We start from the raw sequence: 26,754 nt of genomic DNA, 5'->3' as shown, positions 1-26,754 counted from the left end.
ACACAAACGGAAACGGCCTTGCTGGCAATACTATGGAAAATCAACAGTCACGTTTTTTGCAGTACATTACTCGCGGTAGTCTGGTTCAACAGATACTGATCGGACTGGCGGCAGGCATTATTCTGGCCTCGGTATCAACCCAGGCCGCCGCTGCCGCCGGTTTATTAGGCACGCTGTTCGTCGGCGCCCTGAAAGCCGTTGCGCCAGTGTTGGTGCTGGTGCTGGTCATGGCGTCCATCGCCAACCACCAGCAGGGCCAGAAAACCAATATCCGCCCGGTGCTGATGCTTTACCTGATCGGAACCTTCTCGGCGGCATTGATTGCCGTGATACTGAGCACCCTATTCCCTTCCACCCTGGCGCTCAACGCGCAGGCGGAAGACATTACGCCGCCAACCGGCATCGTGGAAGTGCTGGAAGGGCTGTTGATGAGCATCATCGCTAACCCCATCCACGCGCTGCTGCACGCAAACTACATCGGCATTCTGGTGTGGGCGGTGGGATTAGGGGTCGCGTTCCGTCACGCGGCGCCAAGCACCAAAACCCTGATCGCCGATGCCTCCAACGCGGTCACGGTGATCGTCCGCGTCGTTATCCGCTTCGCGCCGTTGGGGATCTTCGGTCTGGTGGCCTCGACGCTGGCTGAAACCGGGTTCGGCGCATTGTGGGGTTATGCGCATCTGCTCACGGTGCTGATCGGCGGCATGTTGCTCGTCGCGCTGGTTATCAATCCGCTGATCGTTTACTGGAAAATCCGCAGCAATCCTTATCCGCTGGTACTGCGCTGCCTGCGCGAAAGCGGCGTCACCGCCTTCTTCACCCGCAGTTCCGCCGCCAACATTCCCGTGAACATGGAACTGTGCCGCAAGTTGAATCTGGATGAAGACACCTACTCCGTCGCCATCCCGCTGGGCGCCACCATCAATATGGCGGGCGCCGCCATTACCATCACGGTGCTGACGCTGGCCGCCGTCCACACCCTGGGGATTCACGTCGATATCCCCACCGCGCTGCTGCTCAGCGTCGTGGCGTCCATTTGCGCCTGTGGCGCTTCCGGCGTCGCCGGCGGCTCGCTGCTGCTGATCCCGCTGGCTTGCAGCATGTTTGGTATCTCCAACGATATCGCCATGCAGGTCGTGGCCGTCGGCTTCATTATCGGCGTCTTGCAGGATTCGGCGGAAACCGCGGTGAACTCGTCAACGGATGTGATCTTTATCGCCGCGGTCTGTCAGGCGGAAGAGGCCAAGCTGGCGAAACAAGAACAGCTGAGCACGTTGTAATCATGGCAAGGGATAGCCATTGCTCGCGCCGGCTATCCCGCCGCCTGGAAAACCGGGCGGAACGTCCACGTCTGTCCGGGAATGATGGAAGATAACTCAGGCCTTGCCGGCCTCTTTTCTCTCCGCCTTAAACGGATCGATACCGCGTTTCTGCATCCGCCAGAAACGGATAATATTAAATCCGTTCATCAGCAAAAAACTGCCTTCAATCATCGAACCGCCAATCGAGCCCAGCCAGATATTATGCGCGACCCAGCATGCGGACGAACACCATATCATGCAGCGCGTGGTTAAACCGGAAGTGCGAAACAGCGCCCAGGTGCTGGAGATCGTCCCTAATATCGGCAACAGTTCCATCGCATGCCGCAGACTGGTCAGGCCGAAAACCAGCGTCAGAGAAATAAACACAAACATCACGACGATATTATGCGTTTTGATTGCTATCACGGTACGCGTGGCGTTCAGCATCGCGCTGACTCCCGCCGCATTCGCCCCCATGAGGAAAAAATGACAACCAATAACCGCGCTATAGACCGCAAGCTGTATCTTGAATCTCTGGTCATTGCGATTAAAGAACATGGTTATACCGACCAGAAAGGCCAATATCCCCACCGACTGGGCAAACCAATAATGCGTCATGACCTCTGCCTATAAAAACGACGACGAAAAACCAAACGGCGTCATATAAATGAAACGCCGTTTTATTTTAAATGCAATGCAGAGAGTTTACAACGCTGCGCCATAGCGGTTTCACAACTCGATGGCGAAATAATTTTTAGCGTTATCAAAACAGATGTTTTTAACCATTTCACCCAACAGCGGCAGGTCGGCTGGCGCTTCCCCGTCCTCCACCCAGCGTCCGATCATCTGGCATAGAATACGGCGGAAATATTCATGACGAGTATAAGACAAGAAGCTGCGGCTGTCCGTCAGCATCCCCACGAAGCGGCTCAATAACCCGAGTTGCGCAAGCTGGGTCAGTTGACGCTGCATTCCGTCTTTCTGATCGTTAAACCACCAGCCGGAACCAAACTGCATCTTGCCGGGCGTGCCTTCCCCCTGAAAATTACCCACCATGGTGCCGATCACTTCGTTATCGCGCGGGTTCAAGCAATACAGGATGGTTTTCGGCAGGTTATTGTCTTTAGCCTGCGCATCCAGCAAACGGGAAAGGGGCTGCGCCAACGGCAGATCGTTAATGGAGTCGAAACCGGTGTCCGGCCCGATAAGCCTCAACTGACGGCTATTGTTGTTACGCAGCGCGCCGATGTGGTACTGCTGCACCCACTCGCGACGGTGGTATTCGCCGCCCAGGAATAACAGCACGGCCGTTTTAAACTGCGCCGCTTCTTCCGCCGTCGGTTTGCCGCCGCTCAGGCGACGGGACAGGATGGCATCCAGCGTAGCGTCATCCGCTTCGCCGTAGACCAGCACATCCAGTCCATGATCGGAAACTTTACAGCCGTGCGCGGCAAAGTGATCCAGCCGTTTTTTCAACGCATCGCGCAGATCGCCAAAGCGACTGATCGAAGTATTGGATGCCGCTTCCAGTCGATGCATGTAATCAACAAAGCCGTCCGCTTCGATATTGAACGCTTTGTCCGGACGCCAGCTCGGCAGCACTTTAATCGGGAAACCGCTGTCCCCGGCGATGGCTTTGTGATGGCGCAGGTCGTCAATCGGATCGTCGGTGGTACCCACCATTTTCACGTTCATTTGCCGCATGATGCCGCGAGCCGTGAATTCATCTCGTTCCAGCAACGCATTGCCGCGCTGCCAGATATCTTTCGCCGTTGACGGGGACAGCAGCGTGCCGGTAATGCCGAACGGACGGCGCAGTTCCAAATGCGTCCAGTGATAGAGGGGGTTACCGATAGTATGCGGAACGGTCGCGGCCCAGGCTTCGAATTTTTCCCAGTCGCCGGCATCGCCCGTACAAAAACGCTCGGCCACGCCATTGGCCCGCATCGCCCGCCATTTGTAATGATCGCCCTTTAACCAGATGTCATACAGATTCTTGAAGCGGTAGTTTTCTGCGATTTGTTCCGGGGGTAAATGACAGTGATAGTCAAAGATAGGCTGATTGACGGCATAGTCATAATACAACCGACGGGCAAAGGCGCTATCCAACAAAAAATCTTCACTGAGAAACTGAGGCATAATTTTTTCCTTACCGTGCGCGGTATGCCCCGATGGGCTGGCCGAAGAAAGATGTCATACCAATCATGCTGGATCTTACATATCATTAGTGAGGTCATGATCGCAAAATCCTCACAAACGGCGCACTACCACAGATTTTTGCTCTCTTTCTGTGTGACATCTCCTTTTTAACGCCAACGCTGTTATTCCTGAGGAAATTTAAGTGGTATAACAAATCATCATCTGAAAATTAACCAGATAGGCATTCAGGCCCGACGTAGTACAAGGACCGTCATCTATCTAAGAGCAGGCATCATGGAATTTACCGAACCCCGACGTCTCTATCGGCAACTGGCCGCTGAGTTAAAGCAGCGTATCGAAAGCGGCGTTTATCCGGTCGGCGAGAAATTACCTGCGGAACGCTATATTTCTGAAGAAATGAACGTCAGCCGCACGGTGGTGCGTGAAGCCATCATCATGCTGGAAGTGGAAGGCTATGTTGAAGTTCGTAAAGGTTCGGGCATTCATGTCGTTGCCAACCAGCGGAAAAACCTGCCGACTCATAACGCGGATATCGAATTCGCCGCCGCAGGCCCGTTTGAACTCCTTCAGGCCCGTCAGTTAATTGAAAGCAATATCGCCGAGTTCGCCGCCACGCAGGTTACCCGACAGGATATCGTGCAATTGCTGGAAATTCAGGAACACGCCCGTCAGGAAGCCCGCTCCCGCAATTCGCAATGGGATCTGAAATTCCATGTGCAGGTCGCCTTGTCCACGCAAAACTCGGCGATGGCGACCATCGTCGAAAAGATGTGGAGCCAACGCGTACACAACCCATACTGGCGCAAACTGCACGAACATATTGATGATAAATCGATCGATAGCTGGTATGAAGAACACGACGAGATCCTCAAGGCGCTGATTCGTAAAGATCCTCGCGCGGCCAAACTCGCGATGTGGCAGCATCTGGAGAACACCAAACAAATGCTGTTTCGCGCGACTACCGACGACTTTGAATTTAATGTCGATCGTTATATGTTTACGGAAAACCCGGTCGTCCATTTGGATCAAATCAGCGGCAACAAACTCTGACGCAAGTCGTGCTATGCGGCGTTTTTTGCGCGGGCAATAAAGTCAAAAAGCGTCGACTTCTGTCAGCCAGTGTAAAATGTGGCGAAAACATCGTTATTTCCGCCATAACATGCCTTAAATCAACCCGATTGCTGTGATATTTTCCTGTCTCAGCATCACCTGTTTTGTTACAGTTAGAAGGTCTTTTTTACGCTTAATTGGTGGCTTTGGGGGAAAAACGCGCCAATGGCCGAGAATTCATGCCCAGCGTGATTTGGCCTGGATCTCCGCCAAATAGGCTGATGATGCAAGCAAAAGCAGAAATTCTCCCAGACCCCGTATTATCATCGACATGACGCAATCAAAAAATTATTAAGAAAGACCTTGGATTGCGTCATTTACTATTACTATTTCAACAAGCAGGAAGGGGCCGAGTCATGCAGCGAACGCGTCTGCGGCTTGAAAGATGACCGGTATAGACCGAATCTACCCACACCACGACCGGGAGCGCTCGCATCGCCACGGGTTAATGTAATGCAGCAGTATTAGGAATACCGGATGGATATTATTAAAGAACTGTTAAACGCACTCTGGCTCCAAGATTTCGATGTTTTAGCCGACCCTAAACTGGTGTGGACCATCTACATTTTACTGTTTTTAATTCTTTTTTTAGAAAATGGCTTATTACCCGCGGCGTTCTTGCCGGGTGATAGCTTACTCATTCTGGTCGGCGTGCTGGTGGCCAAAGGCACCATGAATTACCCATTTACCATCGTTCTTCTGACAACCGCGGCCAGTCTGGGATGCTGGGTCAGCTATATTCAGGGAAAATGGCTGGGTAATACGCGAATAGTGCAAAGCTGGCTGTCGCATCTGCCCGCCCACTATCATCAGCGGGCGCATCAGCTTTTCCATCGGCACGGGCTTTCCGCGTTATTAATTGGGCGTTTTCTGGCATTTATACGTACACTGTTACCGACCATTGCCGGATTGTCCGGCTTAAATAACGCCCGTTTTCAGTTCTTTAACTGGATGAGCGCGCTGTTGTGGGTGGTCATTCTGGTGACGCTCGGTTTTGCATTAGGGAAAACCTCGGTCTTTCGCAAATATGAAGATGAACTGATGTTTTTTCTGATGATGCTGCCGCTGGCGTTGCTGTTTATCGGTCTGTTTGGATCCCTGTTTGTGCTTTGGCGTAAAAAGCGTACCGCTAGCGCGGGAAAAGGAAATTAACGGTGTCGACCCGCTGGTTTTACCGTAAAAAATTATGGCGTATTGTGCTGCTGGCGGCGTTGCCGCTCATCGCGCTGATGCTGGTTGCGCATCGTCCTCAGGATGAGGCGATGCTGCACATCCAGCCGCTTTATCATGGCGCGGCGCTGCCCGACGGTTTCTACATCTATCAACGATTAAATGAACGCGGTATCGAGATAAAAAGCATCACGCCCGCGAAGGACAGTCTGATTGTACGTCTGGCGTCGCCGGCGCAGAGCGTGGAGGCCAGAGATATTTTGCGCCTCTCATTGCCGAAAGCGAATATCACCACGCAACAAACCCTCGCACCGACCCCTTTCTGGCAGCAAAAGCTGACGCAAAAACAGTCTAAATTAGGATAAGAAATTGAAAAAACATTATTTGATGGCCCTCGTATTGGCGTTTTCCGGCAACGCGCTGGCTCAGGCGGCGAATATACAAAGCGGCTGTATACAAAAAGAACAGGATATTCAACGCCAAATCGAGCATGCGCGTCAAAACGGCAATCAGCAGCGTGTCGCGGGATTGCAAAGCGCGCTGGATGGAGTCAAAGCAAATTGCAGCGATGAAAAGCTGGCCGCCGAGCATCAGAATAAAATTGCGGAAAAGCGCGCCAAAGTCGCAGAACGTCAGCGGGAGCTGGAAGAGAGCCGGCAAGACGGCGATACCAAAAAAATCCGGAAAAAAGAGAAAAAGCTGGCTGAAGCGGAGCAAGAATTACAAGCGTTGCAAAAAAAGTAAAGATGAAAGGGATACAATAAGTTATCAGCACTAACTGCCACACATCGCCAGGCAGAAATTGAAATTTAGTCTATAGTTAATATCCCAGGCTTATAACATAAAGGTTATCTAAGATGGCTAAAGACCAAAGTTCCGAGATTTTACGCGCTGAATTGAAATCACTGGCGGATACACTGGAAGAAGTATTAAGCTCCTCCAGCGATAAATCCAAATCGGAATTGGATAAGCTTCGCAGTAAAGCTGAAACAGCTCTGAAAGAAACACGTTCTCGCCTGAGTGATACCGGCGATCGTATCGCCACCCATACTCGTGAAGCGGTGGGATATGCGGATGACTATGTCCGTGAAAATCCGTGGACCGGCGTGGGGATCGGCGCAGCCGTTGGCGTCGTACTTGGCGTCCTGCTTGCCCGTCGTTAATTGCCCTGACCATTATGACTGATAAACAACGACAAGGCCCCGCTAGCGGGGTCATATCCTCCGCGCAACGCATCATCACCATTATTGTCAGTATGGTTGAAACTCGCGTTCGCCTGGCGGTTATCGAGCTGGAAGAAGAGAAAGCCAATCTGATTCAGTTGCTGATAATGGCCGGGCTGACGTTGCTTTTCGCCACCTTTGGTTTAATGAGCCTGATTGCATTGATTATTTGGGGAATCGATCCTCAATATCGCCTGTTTGCATTAGGGTGCATTACCGCCGCGTTGCTTGGGTTATCCCTCATTCTCGGCATATGGACCTTGCTAAAGGTGCGGCGACCGACGCTACTCAAATCAACCCGTAAAGAATTGGCAACCGATCGTGCGCTGTTGGAGGACGAATCCAAATGAGTCAGCAGCGTGATAAAGAAAAAATCCTGCTGCTACGTAAAATCCAACAGCAAAGGCTGGATTTATCGGCGAATAAACAATACCTGCTGAAATCGACCGCCCCGATCGATCGCTATTGGAGCAATTTAATGCAATGGCGAAAGTATTGGGTCGTCGGTACCGGTCTTATCGCTGTTTACGGCATACGCCATCCCAGTCGGCTAATCCTTTGGGGGCGTCGCGCGATTGGTTTGTGGGGGACGTTTCGTTTTCTTCGCAAAACCCTCGCCCTCCCCCGTCGCTAGCCGCGCGCATCCTGGTTGCCCTGTGGCAACCTTCTTTTATTATTTTATTAGGCGCTCGCTTTGCTTGCGTCCGTTATAGCGACAAACCAAACATCAATTTTTCTGAAATAAACCGACAATTATACTCGCTGTAACCTTATGCCATCTCCCGATAGTATTACCCTCATGACCTGGCGGCAGGACATTTTTCCTTAAACACCTGCTACTAACATACACATGGCGATAAAAGCCGTTGAAGAAATACATTGGAGAGATGATGAAAAATTTAGAAAGTATTGCTCTGTTAGTTGCTCGTATTTTAATGCCTATTCTGTTTATCGTGGCGGGTTATGGCAAGCTGGGTGATGCTTATGCCGGGACTCAGCAATATATGCAGGCCATGGGCGTTCCCACGTTCCTGTTGCCGCTGACGATTCTGCTGGAACTCGGCGGTGGTCTGGCGATCCTGTTTGGTTTCCTGACCCGCACCGTGGCGCTGTTCACCGTGGCTTTCACCATACTGACCGCGCTGATTTTCCACACTAACTTTGCGGAAGGCGTCAACCAGGTCATGTTTATGAAAAACCTGACTATCGCCGGCGGTTATCTATTATTAGCAGTGACCGGTCCTGGCTTATACAGTATCGACCGTCTGCTGAACAAAAAGTGGTAAGGAAAACCATTTCCTGCCAGACCGATAAACAGAACGGCGACAAGACGTAGTCCTACGCGCTTGTCGCCGTTCCCTATGGTTTAATCAACGGGAGGATCCATGGGACAACTGGTTGACGGCGTATGGCACGACACCTGGTATGAAACCAAATCTACCGGCGGTCGTTTTAAGCGTTCAGAATCACGTTTCCGTCACTGGATTACGCCAGACGGGAAACCGGGCATGACCGGCGACGGCGGGTTTCAGGCGGAGTCGGGGCGTTATCATCTGTATGTTTCCCTCGCCTGCCCCTGGGCGCATCGCACCTTGTTGATGCGCCATTTAAAAGGGCTGGAGACGCACATTCCCGTTTCGGTAGTACACCCGTTAATGCTGGACCAGGGTTGGACATTCGGCACCGATTTCCCCGGCGCCACCGGCGACTCGCTCTATCAGCATGAATTTCTCTATCAGCTTTATCTGCACGCCAGTCCCGACTATAGCGGGCGGGTTACCGTACCGGTACTGTGGGACACCGTAAAACATACGATAGTCAGTAACGAGTCGGCTGATATCATCCGCATGTTCAACAGCGCTTTCGACAATATCGGCGCGCAGCCGGGAGATTACTATCCGCCGGCGCTGCAAGCCCAAATTGATGAGCTGAACGGCTGGATCTATGACAAGGTGAACAACGGCGTGTATAAAGCCGGCTTTGCCACCAGCCAGTCGGCCTATGATGAGGCCGCCACAGAAGTTTTTGCCGCCTTGTCCCGGTTGGAATCGATTCTGGCACAGCAACGTTATCTGACGGGGAGAGATCTTACTGAAGCCGATTTACGGCTGTGGACGACGTTGATACGCTTCGATCCGGTCTACCATACGCATTTCAAGTGCGACCAATACCGCTTAAGCGATTATCCGAATCTGTATGGCTTTTTACGCGATATCTACCAGATGCCCGGCGTGGCCGATACCGTCGATATGGCGCACATTCGGCACCACTATTACCGCAGTCACGGCACCATCAATCCACACGGGGTGATATCGTTAGGCCCTGCGCAGGATCTGAACAGCCCCCATGGGCGGGAAACGAAATTCGCCGGCCAATAGATAAATCAACAGGGAAGACGTGGAAACATCCCGTCTTTCCCTGCATTCCTGTTCACGGCGGGAAATTTCAGGCGTGATTCAGTAATTTGGGAATTTCCCGTAAAAACCAGGATTTCGCCTCCCCCATGCTGTCACGCCGCCAGGCCATGATAATCTCGCTTTGCAGAGAATATTCCGGGCTGATCACCCGCAATCGCCCTTCGGCGATATCCTGAGCCACCAGGGGATAAGGCATAGTCGCCACGCCCAGCCCGGCCAGTAACGCCCGCCGTTTATCATCCATAGAGCTGACGGTCAGTCGTTGCTGTTTATCCAGCAGTTGTACGGTCAATACCGGACGATCGCGAGCGGTATCCGCAACGGCAATACCGCGGTATTTTACACGGGTTACTTCGGAAAGCGGTTCCGGCTCCTGGTGTATCGGGTGATCGGGGCTGGCGACATAAATATTTCTCAACGTATACAGCTTACGGGTATTCACTTCGGCAGAGGCTCGAAAATGCATATCCGGGGCAATGACGATATCCGCCCGCCCCTGTTCCAGACGCTCCCAGGCTCCCGCCAGCACTTCCGTCAGAATGGAAACCTGCGTATTGGCTTTTAGCGATAATTTATCTAATAAAGGGAAAAGCTTCTCGCAGGGGACGAGGCCTTCGGTCACGATGGTCAAATGCGTCTCCCAGCCGCGGGACAGCGCTTCCGCATCCGAGGTCAGCTTATCGGCCGCCTCCAGCAAGATACGTCCGCGATCCAGCAGCATACGGCCGACGTTGGTGAACTTGGTGCGGTGTCCGGAGCGATCGAACAACACGACGTCCAATTCTTCTTCCAGTTTTTGCATGGTATAGCTGAGGGCCGAGGGTACGCGGCCCAGTTCGTCCGCCGCCGCCGCAAAGCTTCCCCGACGCTCAATCGCATCCATGACTCGCAATGCTTCCAGCGTCAATGCGCGTTCTTTTGACATTTTCGACTCATTCAGGAATTTTGAATATACTCACCAGATTAACTAGCTAACAATCCAACGTCCACACAATTACTATTTGTTTAAGCAATATTATCCATTATCCGGGTCCTACTACCATGATCATAAAAAGAGCAGCGGAACAATGCGGTCAGGCTGACTATGGCTGGTTGCAGGCGCGTTATACTTTTTCTTTCGGCCATTACTTCGATCCACAGTTGCTGGGTTATGCCTCGCTGCGCGTGCTGAATCAGGAAGTATTGACGCCAGGGGCATCGTTCCAACCCCGAACTTATCCACGCGTCGATATCTTAAATATCATTCTGCAAGGTGAAGCGGAATATCGCGACAGCCATGGTCTGCATATCCATGCCAAAGCCGGCGACGTGCTGCTGCTGGCGACCCAGCCCAATATCAGCTATAGCGAACACAACACCAGCGGCAGTAAACCGCTGACGCGAATGCAGCTATGGTTGGACGCCTGCCCGACGCGGGAAAACAGTCCGCTGCAACGATTAACGCTGAAAACCGATCGCCATAACGCGGGTCACCGTTTATTGGCCTCGCCCGAAGGGGAAAACAACAGTTTGCAGCTCCGCCAGCAAGTATGGGTCCATCATATTGAGTTGCGAAAAAATGAGCGGCAAACCATTAAACTGAACGGCAATCGGGCCTATCTTCAGTCAATTCATGGTTCTGCCGCCATCAGCAGCCACAAGCATAGCGGTGACACGCTGCATTGCGGCGACGGCGCCTTTATCCAGCAGGAAAACGAGTTGACCATCCAGTCTGAATCCCCGTTTCGCGCGTTGCTGATCGATCTGGTCGTTTAGCTTTTCCCCGCTCATCGTCGCCAGGCTATTCAACCAGACGTCACCGAGTCTACGTTTTCCCTCAGCCGTGGTAAGATATCTACCATCTTCTCTATGCGTCGGGGTATATGGCAATGGCTTCAACCAATCAGGACACACTACTTGCCCAGGCTGAACAGATTTGTCAGCACCGCGGCGTACGCCTGACAACACAGCGGCTGGAAGTGCTACGCCTGATGGCTCAACAGACTGGCGCCATCAGCGCATACGATCTGCTCGACCTGTTACGGATATCCGAACCGCAGGCGAAGCCGCCGACGGTGTACCGCGCACTGGATTTCCTGCTGGAACAAGGCTTCATCCATCGCGTGGAGTCAACCAACAGCTATGTGCTTTGCCATCACATCGAAGATCACAGCCATACTTCAGCGCTGTTTATCTGCGATCGCTGTGGTCTGGTCACCGAACGCCAGACGGAAGGCGTGGAAGAAACGCTGCGCCAGCTGGCGCAACAGGCGGGATTCACTTTGCGCCATAGTATTATTGAAGCCCATGGTTTGTGTAAGGATTGTCAGGAAGTCGCCGCCTGTAAACATCCCGAGCAGTGCGATCACGACCATTCCATACCCATCAAAAAACGCTAGCGCAGCGATGGTGTAATGATAAGGATGGGTGGGAACATCCGTTGTTCCCGTTATATCGCTGAACCCGGCTTTTTGCAGTTGGCAAGAAAAGAAATAAACCACGTATCTTTTCCCAATCTGCATTCCGGTACCGCCGCAAATACAGTCAATGGTTAACACCTCGACACAGGAGCCACTTATTCCGTACCTGAACGTACCGGCATTACCGGTTAGCAGTCGAACTTATTTTTGCTTCCCCATACCTTTACTTCTTTTTTTCAGCCGATTATTTTAGTTAACGTAATACGTCTGGATTTTAATTACCAGAAAATCTTTTCAGCCATAATGAGTCGACTTATCATCCATCAGAATTCGCGTTGCTGATTCGTTGCCGTCTCTTTAAGTAGCGCGTCTGACGCCTTGTTCTTTATACCTGGCACGATGACTTAAATAGACTCGTCATACTGCAAGTGACAGATACGTTGGTTTTGTTACTTGAATTATTTAGGGTATAGCGCATTTCCGCGCCATTGGCAAAAGTCAGTGATGAAATCGAATAACTAACAAGCCGCAAAAAAAACCTGCTGAAATATTAACGAAAAATAATAGTTCCACAATATTATTTATAACACGCCTTCAAGAACCCGCATTAATCGTTTAATAAAAAAAGCGCTTTGATCAAAAAATAAAATCAGCCAATAACACCCGACAAAAAGCAGGATTAAATGCAACAAAATGTATCGTAAATATAGGCTCAATAAATATTGAAATCCGCTAAAACGCGCCTAAATAGATCGGTAAAAGCTGTTTCATATCACTATTCAAGGAAAATGAAGCGTTTCCAGGCGCGAGCGTTAACACGGCGTACCGCGGTCCGGAAAAAACGCGTTACAAAACCGACGCCTCTGCGGTTTGAAATAGGATGGCGATATTCGCCTCAGTGCTGAGGCGAATATCTCCGTCATACGTGAAACTAACCAGTCAGGATGGGAATCAGATTGGCAATAGCCGGAATCAGCTCCAGTCGCCGTTTCGAATAACGCCGACCGCCAGCCCTTCAATGGAAAAACTTTGCTGACGCAGATCGACGACAATCGGCGCAAACTCTTCATTTTCCGCCAGAAGATGCACCGTGTTACCCTGCTTCTTCAAGCGCTTAACCGTGACTTCATCTTCAATGCGCGCCACGACGACCTGCCCGTTATGCACATCTTGCGTTTTATGCACCGCCAGTAAATCGCCGTCCATAATGCCGATATCTTTCATCGACATTCCGCTGACGCGCAACAGAAAATCGGCGCTGGGTTTAAACATGGACGGGTCGACCTGATAATGACATTCGATGTGCTGCTGAGCCAACAGCGGCTCACCCGCGGCGACGCGGCCAATCAACGGAATGCCAGCCTCTTCTTCCATCAACAGACGGATGCCGCGCGATGCGCCGGAGACAATTTCGATAACGCCTTTACGCGCCAGCGCCTTCAAATGCTCTTCAGCGGCATTCGGCGAACGGAATCCCAGCTGTTGGGCAATCTCCGCTCGCGTAGGCGGCATACCGGTCTGTGCAAGATGATCGCGGATCAGGTCATAAACCTGCTGCTGTCTGGCTGTTAATGCTTTCATTCCGCCCCCTGGTTGTTTATACAGTTTTGCTGTGAGTATATACAGCTAATTGCCAATTGGGAACCAGGATGTGAGTAAACCTCGGTTTTTATTGATTTCTGCAAGCCTTCACGCAAAACGCTGCCAGAGAATAGCGCCCCAGACGACGACCGCCAGCAGAATGGCGACAAACACCGCGGCCGAGCCGATATCCTTTGCCCGGCCTGATAATTCATGATGCTCAAGACCGATGCGATCGACGACCGCTTCAATCGCGCTGTTAACCAGTTCAAACAGCATGATCAACACGACAGAGGCGATAAGCAGCAGTCTTTCGACCAGGGTGACAGGCAACAGACAGGCGACGATCGCCCCGACAATGACCAGCAGACTTTCCTGACGAAAGGCCGCTTCATGCCGCCACGCCTGCTGCAATCCCTGTAGGGAATAGCCGGTAGCTTTGATTATCCGGGTTATCCCCGTTGCTTTGTTCATCCATCCTCCATTATTTATCAGCGTTCGCTCGCATTTTACCGCTTAACCGTTGTCTTATCACAACAGATCTCCAGCGCAGTTTCTGGTATCCTTGCGACGCATTGCTAACAAGAGGCTTCAAGTTGTTATGTCAGGTTGGCGTAAAATTTACTATAACTTACTGAATTTTCCACTCAAACTGTTAGTGAAGAGTAAGGTCATACCCATAGATCCCGTGGCTGAATTGGGATTGGATCCCTCACGCCCGATCCTCTATGTGCTGCCTTACAATTCACAGGCGGATTTACTGACCCTCAGGGCGAAATGTCTGGCGTTGGGTCTTCCCGATCCGCTCCAGCCGGTCGACATTGACGGAGCGCAATTGCCCAGCCACGTTTTCATTAACGATGGCCCGCGCGTATTCCGCTATTACGTTCCCAAACAGGAATCCGTAAAACTGTTTCACGACTATCTGGATCTGCATCGAAACAATCCGGAACTGGACGTGCAAATGGTGCCGGTCTCCGTCATGTTCGGCCGCTCCCCCGGCCGCGAAGGACAGCAGAATCAGGCGACGCCGCATCTGCGCCTGCTTAACGGCATTGAGAAATTTTTTGCCGTATTATGGCTGGGTCGGGACAGCTTTGTCCGTTTTTCCAGTCCGGTGTCTTTGCGCTATATGGCGACCGAGCACGGCACGGATAAGACCATCGCTCACAAACTGGCTCGCGTGGCCCGCATGCACTTTTCCCGCCAGCGTTTGGCGGCGGTAGGCCCGCGTCTTCCGGTGCGTCAGGAGTTGTTTAATAAGCTCCTGAACTCTAAAGCGATCAAAAAAGCCGTGGATGACGAAGCGCGCAGCAAAAAGCTCTCGCGCGAGCGCGCGCAGCAAAACGCCATTGCCTTGATGGAAGAAATTGCCGCCGACTTTTCTTATGAAGCCATCCGTTTATCGGACCGCGTATTAGGCTGGACCTGGAACCGCCTCTATCAGGGGATCAACGTCCATAACGCCGAGCGAGTACGTCAACTGGCGCAGGACGGACACGAGATTGTCTATGTTCCCTGCCACCGCAGCCACATGGACTATCTGCTGCTGTCCTACGTACTCTATCACCAGGGACTGGTTCCGCCGCATATCGCCGCCGGGATCAATCTGAATTTCTGGCCTGCCGGCCCGATCTTCCGTCGCCTGGGCGCCTTCTTCATCCGCCGCACGTTCAAAGGCAACAAGCTATACTCCACCATTTTCCGCGAGTATCTGGCGGAACTCTTTAACCGTGGCTACTCTGTCGAATACTTTGTGGAAGGCGGTCGTTCACGCACCGGCCGTTTGCTGGAACCGAAAACCGGTACGCTGGCGATGACGATCCAGGCCATGTTGCGCGGCGGTACGCGCCCCATTACCTTAGTGCCGATTTACGTGGGCTACGAGCATGTCATGGAAGTCGGCACCTATGCGAAAGAGCTGCGCGGCGCGACCAAGGAAAAAGAAGGGTTTATGCAGATGGTGCGCGGCTTACGCAAGCTGCGTAACCTCGGACAGGGTTATGTGAATTTCGGCGAGCCCCTGCCGTTAACCACCTATCTGAATCAGCATGTGCCGCAATGGCGTGATGCCATCGATCCCATTGAAACGCAGCGTCCAAGCTGGCTAACGCCAACGGTGCAGGATGTCGCGCTGGATATCATGACGCGCATCAACAACGCCGCCGCGGCAAATGCCATGAACCTCTGTTCCACCGCATTGCTGGCTTCACGCCAACGCTCGCTCACCAGAGAGCAGATGCACGAACAACTGGATTGCTACCTGCAACTTCTGCGTAATGTGCCTTATCACAAGGACATCACCGCGCCGCAAAAAACGCCTGCCGAATTGCTGGAACATGCGTTGAGTATGGATAAATTTGAAGTCGAAAAAGACAGTATCGGCGACATTATTATCCTGCCGCGGGAACAGGCGGTGCTGATGACCTATTACCGCAATAATATTCAACATCTGCTGATCCTGCCGTCGTTGATTGCCAGCATGGTGATCCATCATCGCCGCATCGCCATGCCTGAATTGATCCGTCAGATCACGCTGGTTTATCCACTGCTTCAGGCGGAACTGTTCCTGCATTACGGCAAAGATGAACTGCCGGCGGTGTTGTCTGCACTGAAGGATGAACTGGCGCGGCAACAGTTGGTATGCGCCCAGGAAGATACGTTGCTTATCAATCCGGCGCGTATCCGTACGCTGCAACTGCTGGCGGCCGGCGTTCGGGAAACATTGCAACGCTATGCCATCACGCTGTCGCTGCTGGGGGCGAATCCCGGCATTAATCGCGGCGCGCTGGAAAAAGAGAGCCGCAATATGGCGCAGCGGCTGTCGGTTCTGCACGGCATCAATGCACCGGAGTTCTTCGATAAAGCGGTGTTTTCAACGCTGGTGGCGACCCTGCGTACCGAAGGCTACATCACGGACAGCAGCGAGGCGCCGCAGCGGGATATTCTGGAGATCTACAACATCCTGGCGGATTTAATCACCCCGGAAGTCAGATTGACCATCGAGAGCGCCAGTTCGCCGGCGCTGACGGTGACCGACAGCGAAAAGCCGATAAGCGAAGAGAATTCTCCTCCGGCGTAAGCGCCTTCGGTAAATCCCGACCTCCCCCTGACCAGCTGTCTCTTATACACAAATCCCTGGTCTCATCGCTGGGGATTTTTTTGAACTTTTTCTGGCGGCGTTGATCTGTCTTGCTATTACTTTCCGGATTTGAGTATGGTGCTTTCCGACTGTTATTCATGGGCTCAGCGCATTTTTGGGCTCGCTAACCTCGGCGATGTCCGGCGCACACGCCGCCTCGTCACTCTGGCCTCTTCACTAGCCCAACATGCCGGACTTTCTATTGTGAAATCATCCCAATCCACTGCTGAAGTCGAAGGCGCATATCGCCTCATGCGCAACGCCGATGTTTCCCCTGACGCCATCGCGGAGGCTGGCTTTATCGCCACTGCCAACGCCGCTCAGCCACATGCGCTTCTCCTTGCCATCGAAGACACCACGTCTATTAACTTCAGCCATAGCACGGCTTTCGACGCGTTGGGGAACACCACGACCAGCAAAAACACCCGTGGCCTGCTTGCCCATTCCGTCCTGCTTTACTCACCGCAGAAAGCACAAATTATCGGCCTTATCGCGCAGCAGCGCTGGAGCCGTGAAACGGCGGCATACGGCAAGAAACATCAGCGCAAACAACGTCTTTATGAAGAGAAAGAAAGCTTCAAATGGCAGCGGGCCTCAGAATTGATGTCGCAACGCCTCGGCGATACTCAGTCCCGGGTTATCTCCGTCTGCGACCGCGAGGCGGATATCTTTCACTACCTCGACTACAAGGTAAACCAGAGAGAGCGCTTTGTCGTGCGAGCCGCGCAAAACCGCCGTATCGGGGGGAGCGTGGGTAAACTGTTCGACCTGCCGTCAACGCTCACGCAAGCGGGAAGCCACACGCTGAATGTGGCTCAGAAAGGGGGCCGCGCTGCGCGTGAAGTTGCCATGTACGTCAGCTATAGCCCGGTTCAGGTGAGACGTCCGGACCGGGCGGGAGAGTCGTTGTCCCTGACGTATATCTGCTGCCGGGAAGAGGTCGAAGGCGGCGCGTGCTGGCACCTGCTGACGTCAGAGAAAGTAGAGAGTGCGGCGGATGCACGGGTCATTATCAGCTACTACGAGCGGCGGTGGCTTATTGAGGAGTATCACAAGGCATTGAAAAGTGGTGGCACGCAAGTTGAGCAGTTACGTATGCAGAGCCGCGATAATCTGGAGCGGATGATCGTCATTCTGGCGTTTGTTGCGGTGCGGATCCTGGCGCTGCGACAGGGCGGCCTGAATGAAGAAAGGCAGGATGAGTCCTGTGAGCAGGTGCTGAGCCCGGTGGAGTGGAAACTGCTGTGGGTAAAACAGGAGAAAAAAAAGCTGCCGGGAAAGGCGCCCTCGTTGAAATGGGCTTACCTGAATCTGGCGAAGCTGGGACGCTGGCATGACAGCAAACGCACAGGCCGCGCGGGTTGGATAGTGATGTAGGACGGCTGGTACAAGCTTCAGGACATGGTTGAGGGCTACAGACTGGCACAGTCTCTTGACCAGAAGATCTGATCAAGAGACAGCCCTGACCAGGGGGAGACGCTAACCCATTAAAGAGACCAAACTGGCTCCCTCCCCTGCGACTGTCTCTTATACACATGCAGGGAGTCATGCCGGATTTTTCCCTTACCCGGCGTAAGAAATTATGCTGAGGTGAACTTGACCGCCGAGTGAGCAGCATGGATGCTGCGAAAACCAGTGCCGCGTCGGGCGCGTGCTACGACGTGGCATAAAAATACCTTTCATATCGAGCACGAAATAACACTGAGCTCACATATACCGTTATCGGTAAATGTGACTAAGAGACAGCCCCTGAGAAGGTAGCGAGTCGGGATAGGGTTAACCTCGCAAGGCGGCGCTTACGCCGCCTTGCCATTTACAGACCGCACAACACGCCGATAAACAGCGCCATGCCGACATAGTTATTATTCTTGAACGCCCGAAAGCACGCATCCCGCTCCCGCCCGGCGATCAGCTTCTGCTGATAAACAAATAGCCCGGCGGCAACCAGCAGCGCCACGTAAAATACCGGCCCCAGCGCTATCATATAGCCGAGCGCCGCCAGCAGCAGCAGCACGCCCAGTTGCAGCAGGCCGATTATCAACCTGTCATAGCGACCGAATAAAATAGCGGTGGATTTGATGCCGATCTTGAGATCGTCATCCCGGTCAACCATGGCATATTGCGTATCGTAGGCGACCGTCCAGCAGACGTAGGCCAGAAACATCATCCAGCAGGTCACAGGCAGCGACTCGCTAACCGCCGCATAGGCCATCGGTATCGACCAGCCAAACGCCGCGCCCAGTACAAACTGCGGTAAGTGACTGACACGCTTCATAAAGGGGTATATCCACGCCAGCGCCAGTCCGGCGACAGACAGCCAGATCGTCATCATATTCAGCGTCAAGACCAAACCGAATGCCAGCAAAACCAACACGACAAACAAAATTTTGGCCGACTGCTCGCTGACCATGCCGCTAGGCAACGGACGTGAAGCCGTACGCTTGACGTGTCCATCAAAATGACGATCGGCATAATCATTGATCACACAGCCCGCCGCCCGCATCAAAAAGACGCCGGCGACAAAAACCAGCAATGTCCACGGTTCGGGAGTTCCTCGCCCAGCCAACCATAACGCCCACAACGTCGGCCACAGCAGCAGCAGAGAACCTATTGGCTTATCAATACGCATCAACCGACAGTAAGCCAGCCATTTCCCCGCTGTTACACTTCTTTCCAACGGACTAATCTCCTCAATTACCGGCTAGCCTTCACGGCCATCCGTCAAATAAAGCGGCGCCTCTGGTAAAAATAGCTCGGTCAACAACAGCGGATGACCAAAAAGACGCAAACGGGAACGCCGCGCCCATAACCCTTCACAGAGTCCGGTATGTATATAATCACGCGTCAACGCGTCATGTTGAAAAAGATAACGCCCCAGCGGCACATTACCGACTTTCGTCAAGTCGATACCGGCTCCCGCCAGCGTTTGCCGGGGAATCAAGGTTCGACCGAATAACCAGGGACGCCCGTCGCCATAAAGCACAACCTCACGCAACCAGTAACGCTCGCTAACGGGCAAATGGACACGTTCATCATTCAGTTCATCCGGCGAAATAAAGCATTCATTGCGGACAGATACCGTCAGCCGATCGCAATGTCCTTCAAGACGCAGCGTCATTGAATTCGTTTCCATCAGCCAATCCCGGATATGCGCAGGAATTGTCGCCGACCGTGCGGTAAACCATTCCGTCGTACGCAGGGAAAATCGCGCCTCGTCAGACATTATCCCTACTCCGCTCGGGGGGAATTCGTAAATAAAGTAAGCGACTCATATTGTAGCGCAGAATAGCGCCCTGATAACACGTTCTCACCCTATTGATGCCAGAGACGATAACATTCTCGCCAGGCGGACAGAAGAGTAAAAAGCCAGGAAACAAGATGAAAATCAAGAAGAAAACAGGCAGGAAAACAAAAAACGGCGGCGAACCGGCAACAACGTAAAAAAAGCGCTGACCAGTGTTGTTCACCAGACAGCGCCTTTTGTACGGCATAGAGAAAACAAATGTAAAGCGGGTCATGCCGCCATGAGAATATTAGCCCTCATGGCAGCGACGGCGCATTACATCATGCCGCCCATACCGCCCATGCCGCCCATACCGCCGGCTGCACCTAAATCTACTTTTTCTTCTTTCGGCAGATCGGTCACCATACATTCGGTGGTGATCATCAGACCGGCGACAGAAGCTGCGTATTGCAGAGCGGAACGGGTCACTTTGGTTGGATCCAGGATACCGAATTCCAGCATGTCGCCGTATTCTTCAGTCGCCGCGTTGTAGCCATAGTTGCCTTCACCCGCTTTAACGGTGTTAGCGATAACCGAGGCTTCTTCGCCGGCGTTAACCACGATCTGACGCAGAGGGGATTCCATCGCGCGCAGCGCAACTTTGATACCGACATTCTGGTCTTCGTTGTCGCCTTTCAGGCCAGTCGCAGCAATGGAGGAAGCCGCACGAATCAGCGCCACGCCGCCGCCGGCGACCACGCCTTCTTCAACTGCCGCACGGGTAGCGTGCAGAGCATCCTCAACGCGCGCTTTCTTCTCTTTCATTTCAACTTCAGTTGCTGCGCCGACTTTGATAACGGCTACGCCGCCAGCCAGTTTGGCCACGCGTTCTTGCAGTTTTTCTTTGTCGTAGTCTGAAGTCGCGTCTTCAATCTGCTGACGGATCTGAGTAACACGACCTTCGATAGTCGCCTGATCGCCCACGCCGTCGATGATGATAGTGGTATCTTTGTTGATAACAACGCGTTTTGCCTGACCCAGATCTTCCAGCGTGGTTTTTTCCAGTTCCAGACCGATCTCTTCAGAGATAACCGTACCTGCGGTCAGGATAGCGATATCCTGCAACATCGCTTTACGGCGATCGCCGAAGCCAGGCGCTTTAACCGCAGCCACTTTCACGATACCGCGCATGGTGTTAACCACCAATGTCGCCAGCGCTTCGCCTTCAACATCTTCTGCGATGATCAGCAGCGGTTTGCCTGATTTAGCGACGGCTTCCAGAACCGGCAGCAGTTCGCGGATGTTGGAGATTTTCTTGTCAGCCAGCAGGATGAACGGGCTTTCCAGTTCAATAGAACCGGTTTCCGGCTTGTTGATGAAGTAAGGGGACAGGTAGCCGCGATCGAACTGCATACCTTCAACTACGTCCAGCTCGTCTTGCAGACCGGAACCTTCTTCAACGGTGATAACGCCTTCTTTGCCCACTTTTTCCATGGCTTCCGCAATGAGTTTACCCACGGTTTCGTCGGAGTTTGCAGAGATGGTGCCAACCTGTGCGATAGCTTTGAAATCAGAGCAAGGGGCGGATTGTTTTTTCAATTCTTCAACCGCGGCGATAACAGCTTTATCGATACCGCGTTTTAAATCCATCGGGTTCATACCCGCGGCAACGGCTTTCAGACCTTCAGTGATGATGGACTGAGCCAGCACGGTCGCAGTGGTCGTACCGTCGCCCGCCGCGTCGTTCGCTTTGGAGGCGACTTCTTTAACCATCTGAGCGCCCATGTTTTCGAACTTGTCTTCCAGTTCGATTTCACGCGCAACAGACACGCCGTCTTTAGTGATGTTTGGCGCACCGAAGGATTTATCCAGTACCACGTTACGGCCTTTAGGACCCAGGGTAACCTTCACTGCATCAGCCAGTACATTTACGCCGCGCAGCATTTTTACGCGAGCGTCATTACCGAATTTTACGTCTTTAGCTGCCATTGGTGTATTTCCCTTAAATTCGTTCAGTTCAGATGAGTTACGCGCAATTACGCTTCAACAATTGCCAGGATATCGCTTTCAGACATGATCAAGACTTCTTCGTTATCAATCTTCTCTGCCTTCACGCCATAGCCATCATTGAAAATAACGATATCGCCTACTTTCACATCCAGCGGTTTAACTTCACCGTTTTCCAGGATGCGCCCATGGCCGATGGCCAGTACTTCACCACGGGTAGATTTACCTGCAGCGGAGCCGGTCAGAACGATACCGCCAGCAGATTTGGACTCAACTTCTTTGCGCTTGACGATCACGCGGTCATGCAATGGACGAATTTTCATTGATAGCTCTCCTTTGAGAAAGTCCATATCAGTTTTGGGATAAACGCCGGATATGCCCTCATATCCGGCCTTGTGGTGTTCTAGATGGGGGCGTTTCTTACCCCTTCAAGGGAGGAAATTCATTTTTTTTGCGTCAAACGATGACTTTTTATACTCAATAAAATAAAAAACAAGGATTATCAATATGATAATCCTTGTTTGCTTTTTAACTTATCACACGCTCAGCGATCGTCGTTTTTATCCTGATGCTCAATATTTCTACCGGCGTCATCTTTACGCTGATACTCGCCTTCAAACGTATTGCCGCCGGAAGCCGACGCGCCGGGGCCGGAACGCCAGATATGCAAATGCGGCATCAGCTTAAGGGTCAGGCGCTTTTGTACCGGCGGCAACAGTAACAACAGTCCCAGGAAATCGGTGAAAAAGCCCGGCACCAAAAGCAGGAATCCCGCCAGCACCAATGATACGCTTTTCACCATCTCCGCCGCGGGGCTCTCTCCCTGTTCCATTTTCTGTTGCATTTGCACAATCGTTTTCATTCCCTGATTGCGCACCAGCGACACGCCGACGCAGGAAGTGAACACCACCAGCAACAGGGTTATTGCGACGCCCAGCACCTCCGCCACCTGAATGAACAGAGATATCTCTATGTAAACGAAAAGAAAAATTAACAGCAATGGTAACCAGCGCACCTGATTCTCCTGTTTTTGATAACGCCCGCTGTTAAAAACAAGCGCTATTGTTGTAAACAAATTATGTTATAGAAAACAAATATGACCAGGCATCGCTGCACTGCACATTATAATCTACTGAGGTGGTAGCGAGATCGGCTGTTTTCAAGCTATGACAAAGCCATTTGTTATCTTAAAGTAGCCAGTCGTGACGACTATCACAGTTCATTTATCTGAGTGTAATGGAAAGATCAGATAGTGATCCAGGCTACTATTTTTTTGATACGTACAGCATATCATCACGATAATGAGCATGGTTTTAGTTAAACATTCTGCAATCATGTCCGTGATAGTGCAATTAGTTCAAACAATTTCTAGTCGGTAGAATATAGAGAAGGCTCTCATGTCAGATAATTTTCGTATTGAAGAAGACCTGTTAGGTACCAAAGAAGTTCCCGCTGATGCCTATTATGGCGTTCATACCTCACGGGCTGTCGAAAATTTTTACATCAGTAACAGTAAAATCAGCGACATTCCGGAATTTGTACGCGGTATGGTCATGGTTAAAAAAGCTGCTGCACTGGCGAACAAGGAACTGCAAACTATCCCCCGAAAAATTGCCGATGTCATTATCCAGGCGTGTGATGAAGTGCTGAATAACGGCAAATGCATGGATCAATTCCCGATTGACGTTTACCAGGGCGGCGCTGGCACCTCGGTAAATATGAATACCAACGAAGTGTTGGCCAATATCGGTCTGGAATTGATGGGACATCAAAAAGGCGAATACCAGTATCTCAATCCCAACGATCACCTGAACAAGTGTCAATCAACCAATGACGTCTATCCTACCGGATTCCGTATCGCGGTGTACGCCTCGATTCTGAAACTGATTGACTCGCTGACGCAGCTTGGCGACGGCTTCGAACGCAAAGCCAAAGAGTTTGAAAACATATTGAAAATGGGACGCACCCAACTGCAAGATGCGGTTCCCATGACGTTGGGTCAGGAATTCCATGCTTTCAATGTGTTGCTGAAAGAAGAAAATAAAAACCTGCTGCGTACCGCGGAACTGTTATTGGAAGTGAATCTGGGCGCGACGGCGATCGGCACCAAGCTCAACACGCCGGACGGCTATCAGCAGTTGGCGGTAAAACGCCTGGCGGAAGTCAGCGGCCTGCCGTGCGTACCCGCGGAAGATCTGATTGAAGCGACCTCCGACTGCGGCGCATACGTTATGGTGCATAGTTCGCTTAAGCGCGTGGCCGTGAAGCTGTCGAAAATCTGCAACGATCTGCGCCTGTTGTCCTCCGGGCCGCGAACCGGTTTGAACGAAATCAACCTGCCGCAGTTGCAGGCCGGTTCATCAATCATGCCGGCCAAAGTCAACCCGGTGGTGCCGGAAGTGGTCAATCAGGTTTGCTTCAAGGTGATCGGCAACGACACCTGCGTCACGATGGCCGCTGAAGCCGGACAGCTTCAGTTAAACGTCATGGAGCCGGTTATCGGTCAGGCAATGTTTGAGTCGACGCATATTTTGTCCAATGCCTGCTACAACCTGCTGGAAAAATGCGTGAGCGGCATTACCGCCAATAAAGAGATTTGCGAAGCCTATGTCTTCAACTCCATCGGCATCGTCACCTACCTGAACCCGTTCATCGGCCACCACAACGGCGATATCGTCGGCAAAATCTGCGCCGAAACCGGCAAAAGCGTGCGCGAAGTCGTTCTGGAACGCGGTTTACTAACCGAAGCCGAACTGGACGATATTTTCTCCACGCAGAACCTGATGCACCCGGCGTACAAAGCCAAACGTTACACCGACGAGAACGAACAGCCTTAATTCTCCGCCTTAAGGCACGCCGTTTCCTGAAAACGGCGTGCCTGTGTTTAACCGCGCCGGCCGCGCGATTCCCCTTAAGATACAAAGCAAGGTATAGTGTTCCTCATGTTCACCATAAACGGAGGCCACGATGTCAGACCGTCCTGCTTGCGATGCCGTCGTCATACTCTGTACCGCGCCAGACGAGCCTTGCGCGCAACGCCTTGCCGCATCATTACTGGAAACGCAACTCGCCGCCTGCGTGACGCTGCTGCCCGGCGTTCAATCGCTTTATTATTGGGAAGGCAAACTGGAGCGGCAATCAGAAGTACAAATGCTGATCAAAAGCGATACGTCACATCAGCACGCCCTGCTGACTCACCTGAAACAACACCATCCTTATCAAACGCCGGAACTGCTGGTGTTACCGGTACTGCATGGCGACAACGATTATCTGACATGGCTCACCGCATCTTTACGCTGATTATCCTGCTCGGCGCCGCGCTTGCCGCCGCCGCCTCCCCTTTTGGTCAAGCCGGCTTCGGCAATCATGCCGGCTCATCGTTTTTACCTGTCGATCAAGCCTTTGCCTTTGACTTCCAGCAACGGAATAACCAACTCACGGTGAGTTGGCAAATACAGCCTGGCTATTACCTCTACCGTCAGCAGATAAAGCTGGAAAGCAGCGACGCGGCGCTTGGCGAGATCAACCTGCCGGCGGGCATCAGCCATCAGGATGACTATTTCGGTCAGGTTTTCATTTATAAACAACATCTGGCGCTGACCGTACCGCTGCGTCAGGCGCAGGAAAACGCCACGGTAAAAGTGAGCTATCAGGGCTGCGCCGAAGCCGGATTTTGCTACCCGCCGGAGACGCGCATCATCCCGTTGAGCCAGGTGGTCCAGTCCGCCGGCGGAGGCTCCGTACAACAGCCCGCGCCAACGCCGCTGCCCTTCTCCCCCTGGTGGGCGTTGCTGATTGGCATCGGCGTGGCGTTTACGCCCTGCGTGTTGCCGATGTATCCGTTGATATCCGCCCTGGTGCTCGGCAGGAAAACGCAGTTGACGCCCCGACGAACCTTCTGGCTGTCGATGACTTATGTACAGGGGATGGCGCTGACCTACACGCTGCTGGGGCTGATCGTCGCCGCCGCAGGACTACGCTTTCAGGCCGCGCTGCAACATTCGTATGTGCTGATTGGCCTATCGGCGCTGTTCGTCGCACTGGCGCTGTCGATGTTCGGCCTGTATACCCTGCAACTGCCGTCCGCCATACAGACCAGGCTGACGGAATGGAGCAATCGCCAGCAAAGCGGCTCGCTGGTCGGCGTATTCAGCATGGGGGCGCTGGCGGGACTGATTTGCTCGCCCTGCACCACCGCGCCGCTCAGCGCCATCCTGCTTTATATCGCGCAAAGCGGTAATTTATGGGCGGGAGGCGGTTCGCTGTATTTGTATGCGTTCGGCATGGGGCTGCCGTTGATTCTGGTCACGCTATTCGGCAACCGGCTGTTGCCGCGCAGCGGCCCGTGGATGCAATACGTCAAAGAAGCCTTCGGCTTTGTTATTCTGGCGCTGCCGGTTTTTTTGCTGGAGCGCATACTGGGTGAAAACTGGGGCGTCAGATTGTGGAGTCTGCTGGGCGTCGCCTTTTTCGGCTGGGCATTCGCACTGAGCTTACGCAGCGGCAAAGGCTGGATGCGCGGCGTTCAGCTATTGCTGCTGGCTGGCGCGTTAGTCAGCGCCAGGCCGCTTCAGGATTGGGTATTGTCCCCTGAGCTCTCGGAACAACAACCCGCTTCATCCGCTCTCGATTTTACGCCGGTGACGAACGTCGCCGGTTTGCATCATGCGCTGGCGGCAAGCCACCAACCCGTGATGCTCGATCTGTACGCCGATTGGTGCGTGGCCTGTAAAGAGTTTGAAAAATACACCTTCAGCGATAACAACGTACGGCAACGTTTATCGCGCATGACGTTATTGCAGGCGGATGTCACCCAAAATCGGGAAGAACAGAGCAACCTGTTGAAGCAGCTACAGATTCTGGGGTTGCCCACCATCCTGTTTTTTGATGCGCAAGGCAAAGAGATCCCCGGCTCACGCGTCACTGGTTTTATGGATGCGGAGAAATTTCAGGCGCATTTGCAGAAGTTCGCCCCATAAACGACACTATTCTTTCTGGCCACAGCTCTTTTGGAGGAAACC

The 26,754-nt window shown here is 52.6% G+C and carries 26 protein-coding genes and 1 pseudogene; 17 read left to right on the top strand and 10 right to left on the bottom strand.

The window, feature by feature from the left end; genetic code table 11:
• Positions 1 to 32 precede the first annotated feature (32 nt).
• Positions 33 to 1,280, top strand: coding sequence for a serine/threonine transporter SstT (gene sstT / locus ABRZ28_RS10190; protein ID WP_319604110.1), 1,248 nt, complete (start codon positions 33 to 35; stop codon positions 1,278 to 1,280).
• A gap of 96 nt (positions 1,281 to 1,376) precedes the next feature.
• Here the strand turns inward: sstT and ABRZ28_RS10185 are convergent, their stop codons facing one another.
• Both ABRZ28_RS10185 and uxaC read right to left on the bottom strand, forming a co-directional pair.
• Positions 1,377 to 1,919 (bottom strand): YgjV family protein, encoded by a 543-nt coding sequence (locus ABRZ28_RS10185; protein WP_330520196.1) that lies wholly within the window; start codon positions 1,917 to 1,919, stop codon positions 1,377 to 1,379.
• 111 nt (positions 1,920 to 2,030) lie between these two features.
• Entirely contained in the window at positions 2,031 to 3,440 is a 1,410-nt protein-coding gene (gene uxaC / locus ABRZ28_RS10180) for a glucuronate isomerase (protein ID WP_330520195.1), read from the bottom strand.
• Between the two features lie 294 nt (positions 3,441 to 3,734).
• Here uxaC and exuR point away from each other — a divergent pair, with 294 nt between their 5' ends.
• The 9 genes from exuR (at position 3,735) to ABRZ28_RS10135 (ending at position 9,342) form a co-directional block, all read left to right on the top strand.
• Entirely contained in the window at positions 3,735 to 4,511 is a 777-nt protein-coding gene (exuR, locus tag ABRZ28_RS10175) for a transcriptional regulator ExuR (RefSeq protein WP_319604107.1), read from the top strand.
• 537 nt (positions 4,512 to 5,048) lie between these two features.
• A complete protein-coding gene (locus ABRZ28_RS10170; RefSeq protein ID WP_319604105.1) occupies positions 5,049 to 5,723 on the top strand; it encodes a DedA family protein in 675 nt (224 codons plus the stop codon).
• A gap of 2 nt (positions 5,724 to 5,725) precedes the next feature.
• Positions 5,726 to 6,106 carry an EnvZ/OmpR regulon moderator MzrA gene (mzrA, locus tag ABRZ28_RS10165; RefSeq protein ID WP_319604104.1) on the top strand — a complete coding sequence of 127 codons (381 nt, stop codon included), beginning with the start codon at positions 5,726 to 5,728 and terminating at the stop codon, positions 6,104 to 6,106.
• Between the two features lie 22 nt (positions 6,107 to 6,128).
• Positions 6,129 to 6,485 carry a DUF1090 domain-containing protein gene (locus ABRZ28_RS10160; protein ID WP_319604275.1) on the top strand — a complete coding sequence of 119 codons (357 nt, stop codon included), beginning with the start codon at positions 6,129 to 6,131 and terminating at the stop codon, positions 6,483 to 6,485.
• 113 nt (positions 6,486 to 6,598) lie between these two features.
• A complete protein-coding gene (locus ABRZ28_RS10155; protein ID WP_319604103.1) occupies positions 6,599 to 6,904 on the top strand; it encodes an ElaB/YgaM/YqjD family protein in 306 nt (101 codons plus the stop codon).
• A gap of 14 nt (positions 6,905 to 6,918) precedes the next feature.
• Positions 6,919 to 7,314, top strand: coding sequence for a phage holin family protein (locus ABRZ28_RS10150; protein ID WP_319604102.1), 396 nt, complete (start codon positions 6,919 to 6,921; stop codon positions 7,312 to 7,314).
• A complete protein-coding gene (locus tag ABRZ28_RS10145) occupies positions 7,311 to 7,598 on the top strand; it encodes a YqjK-like family protein (RefSeq protein WP_330520194.1) in 288 nt (95 codons plus the stop codon). The genes ABRZ28_RS10150 and ABRZ28_RS10145 overlap by 4 nt, the downstream gene beginning before the upstream one ends.
• Before the next feature lie 256 nt (positions 7,599 to 7,854).
• Complete coding sequence (locus ABRZ28_RS10140) at positions 7,855 to 8,250, top strand: DoxX family protein (RefSeq protein ID WP_319604274.1); 396 nt, start codon at positions 7,855 to 7,857, stop codon at positions 8,248 to 8,250.
• 99 nt (positions 8,251 to 8,349) lie between these two features.
• The gene (locus ABRZ28_RS10135; RefSeq protein WP_319604100.1) at positions 8,350 to 9,342 is read left to right on the top strand and encodes a glutathione S-transferase family protein; all 993 of its coding nucleotides are present in this window, start codon (positions 8,350 to 8,352) and stop codon (positions 9,340 to 9,342) included.
• A 67-nt stretch (positions 9,343 to 9,409) separates the two neighbouring features.
• On the opposite strand, the gene ABRZ28_RS10130 is transcribed toward ABRZ28_RS10135, so the two are convergent.
• Positions 9,410 to 10,306 (bottom strand): LysR family transcriptional regulator, encoded by an 897-nt coding sequence (locus tag ABRZ28_RS10130; protein ID WP_319604099.1) that lies wholly within the window; start codon positions 10,304 to 10,306, stop codon positions 9,410 to 9,412.
• 116 nt (positions 10,307 to 10,422) lie between these two features.
• On the opposite strand from ABRZ28_RS10130, the gene ABRZ28_RS10125 reads away from it, so the two are divergent.
• Positions 10,423 to 11,136: a pirin family protein gene (locus ABRZ28_RS10125; RefSeq protein WP_319604098.1), complete on the top strand. Its 714-nt coding sequence runs from the start codon at positions 10,423 to 10,425 to the stop codon at positions 11,134 to 11,136.
• Positions 11,137 to 11,249: 113 nt separating this feature from the next.
• Positions 11,250 to 11,759 (top strand): zinc uptake transcriptional repressor Zur, encoded by a 510-nt coding sequence (gene zur, locus ABRZ28_RS10120; RefSeq protein WP_319604097.1) that lies wholly within the window; start codon positions 11,250 to 11,252, stop codon positions 11,757 to 11,759.
• 993 nt (positions 11,760 to 12,752) lie between these two features.
• Here zur and lexA read toward each other — a convergent pair.
• Positions 12,753 to 13,361, bottom strand: coding sequence for a transcriptional repressor LexA (gene lexA, locus ABRZ28_RS10115; protein WP_208228569.1), 609 nt, complete (start codon positions 13,359 to 13,361; stop codon positions 12,753 to 12,755).
• Between the two features lie 108 nt (positions 13,362 to 13,469).
• The gene (locus tag ABRZ28_RS10110; RefSeq protein ID WP_330520193.1) at positions 13,470 to 13,835 is read right to left on the bottom strand and encodes a diacylglycerol kinase; all 366 of its coding nucleotides are present in this window, start codon (positions 13,833 to 13,835) and stop codon (positions 13,470 to 13,472) included.
• Between the two features lie 127 nt (positions 13,836 to 13,962).
• Here ABRZ28_RS10110 and plsB point away from each other — a divergent pair, with 127 nt between their 5' ends.
• Together plsB and ABRZ28_RS10100 are read left to right on the top strand one after the other, a co-directional pair.
• Entirely contained in the window at positions 13,963 to 16,443 is a 2,481-nt protein-coding gene (gene plsB / locus ABRZ28_RS10105; protein ID WP_330520192.1) for a glycerol-3-phosphate 1-O-acyltransferase PlsB, read from the top strand.
• A gap of 135 nt (positions 16,444 to 16,578) precedes the next feature.
• Positions 16,579 to 17,952: pseudogene (locus ABRZ28_RS10100) on the top strand (IS4 family transposase).
• Positions 17,953 to 18,316: 364 nt separating this feature from the next.
• On the opposite strand, the gene ubiA reads toward ABRZ28_RS10100, so the two are convergent.
• The 5 genes from ubiA to ABRZ28_RS10075 form a co-directional block, all read right to left on the bottom strand.
• On the bottom strand, positions 18,317 to 19,180 hold the full coding sequence (gene ubiA / locus ABRZ28_RS10095; RefSeq protein WP_319604094.1) for a 4-hydroxybenzoate octaprenyltransferase: 864 nt from the start codon (positions 19,178 to 19,180) through the stop codon (positions 18,317 to 18,319).
• 24 nt (positions 19,181 to 19,204) lie between these two features.
• On the bottom strand, positions 19,205 to 19,726 hold the full coding sequence (ubiC, locus tag ABRZ28_RS10090; protein ID WP_319604093.1) for a chorismate lyase: 522 nt from the start codon (positions 19,724 to 19,726) through the stop codon (positions 19,205 to 19,207).
• A gap of 336 nt (positions 19,727 to 20,062) precedes the next feature.
• Positions 20,063 to 21,715 carry a chaperonin GroEL gene (gene groL / locus ABRZ28_RS10085; protein WP_319604092.1) on the bottom strand — a complete coding sequence of 551 codons (1,653 nt, stop codon included), beginning with the start codon at positions 21,713 to 21,715 and terminating at the stop codon, positions 20,063 to 20,065.
• A 47-nt stretch (positions 21,716 to 21,762) separates the two neighbouring features.
• Entirely contained in the window at positions 21,763 to 22,056 is a 294-nt protein-coding gene (locus ABRZ28_RS10080; RefSeq protein ID WP_048636335.1) for a co-chaperone GroES, read from the bottom strand.
• A 221-nt stretch (positions 22,057 to 22,277) separates the two neighbouring features.
• Positions 22,278 to 22,748 carry an FxsA family protein gene (locus tag ABRZ28_RS10075; protein ID WP_319604091.1) on the bottom strand — a complete coding sequence of 157 codons (471 nt, stop codon included), beginning with the start codon at positions 22,746 to 22,748 and terminating at the stop codon, positions 22,278 to 22,280.
• A 382-nt stretch (positions 22,749 to 23,130) separates the two neighbouring features.
• Here ABRZ28_RS10075 and aspA point away from each other — a divergent pair, with 382 nt between their 5' ends.
• The 3 genes from aspA to ABRZ28_RS10060 all read left to right on the top strand — a co-directional run bounded on the left by aspA (position 23,131) and on the right by ABRZ28_RS10060 (position 26,712).
• A complete protein-coding gene (aspA, locus tag ABRZ28_RS10070; protein ID WP_319604090.1) occupies positions 23,131 to 24,570 on the top strand; it encodes an aspartate ammonia-lyase in 1,440 nt (479 codons plus the stop codon).
• A 130-nt stretch (positions 24,571 to 24,700) separates the two neighbouring features.
• Positions 24,701 to 25,033, top strand: a complete 333-nt coding sequence (gene cutA / locus ABRZ28_RS10065) for a divalent cation tolerance protein CutA (protein WP_319604089.1) — start codon at positions 24,701 to 24,703, stop codon at positions 25,031 to 25,033.
• On the top strand, positions 25,009 to 26,712 hold the full coding sequence (locus ABRZ28_RS10060) for a protein-disulfide reductase DsbD (protein ID WP_330520191.1): 1,704 nt from the start codon (positions 25,009 to 25,011) through the stop codon (positions 26,710 to 26,712). The genes cutA and ABRZ28_RS10060 overlap by 25 nt, the downstream gene beginning before the upstream one ends.
• Positions 26,713 to 26,754: the final 42 nt, after the last annotated feature.

The organism is Brenneria sp. g21c3 (genome assembly GCF_040240345.1).
Classification (GTDB): domain Bacteria; phylum Pseudomonadota; class Gammaproteobacteria; order Enterobacterales; family Enterobacteriaceae; genus Brenneria.
The sequence above is the reverse complement of the archived record's forward strand: the minus strand, read 5'-3'. Positions and strand labels throughout refer to the sequence as shown.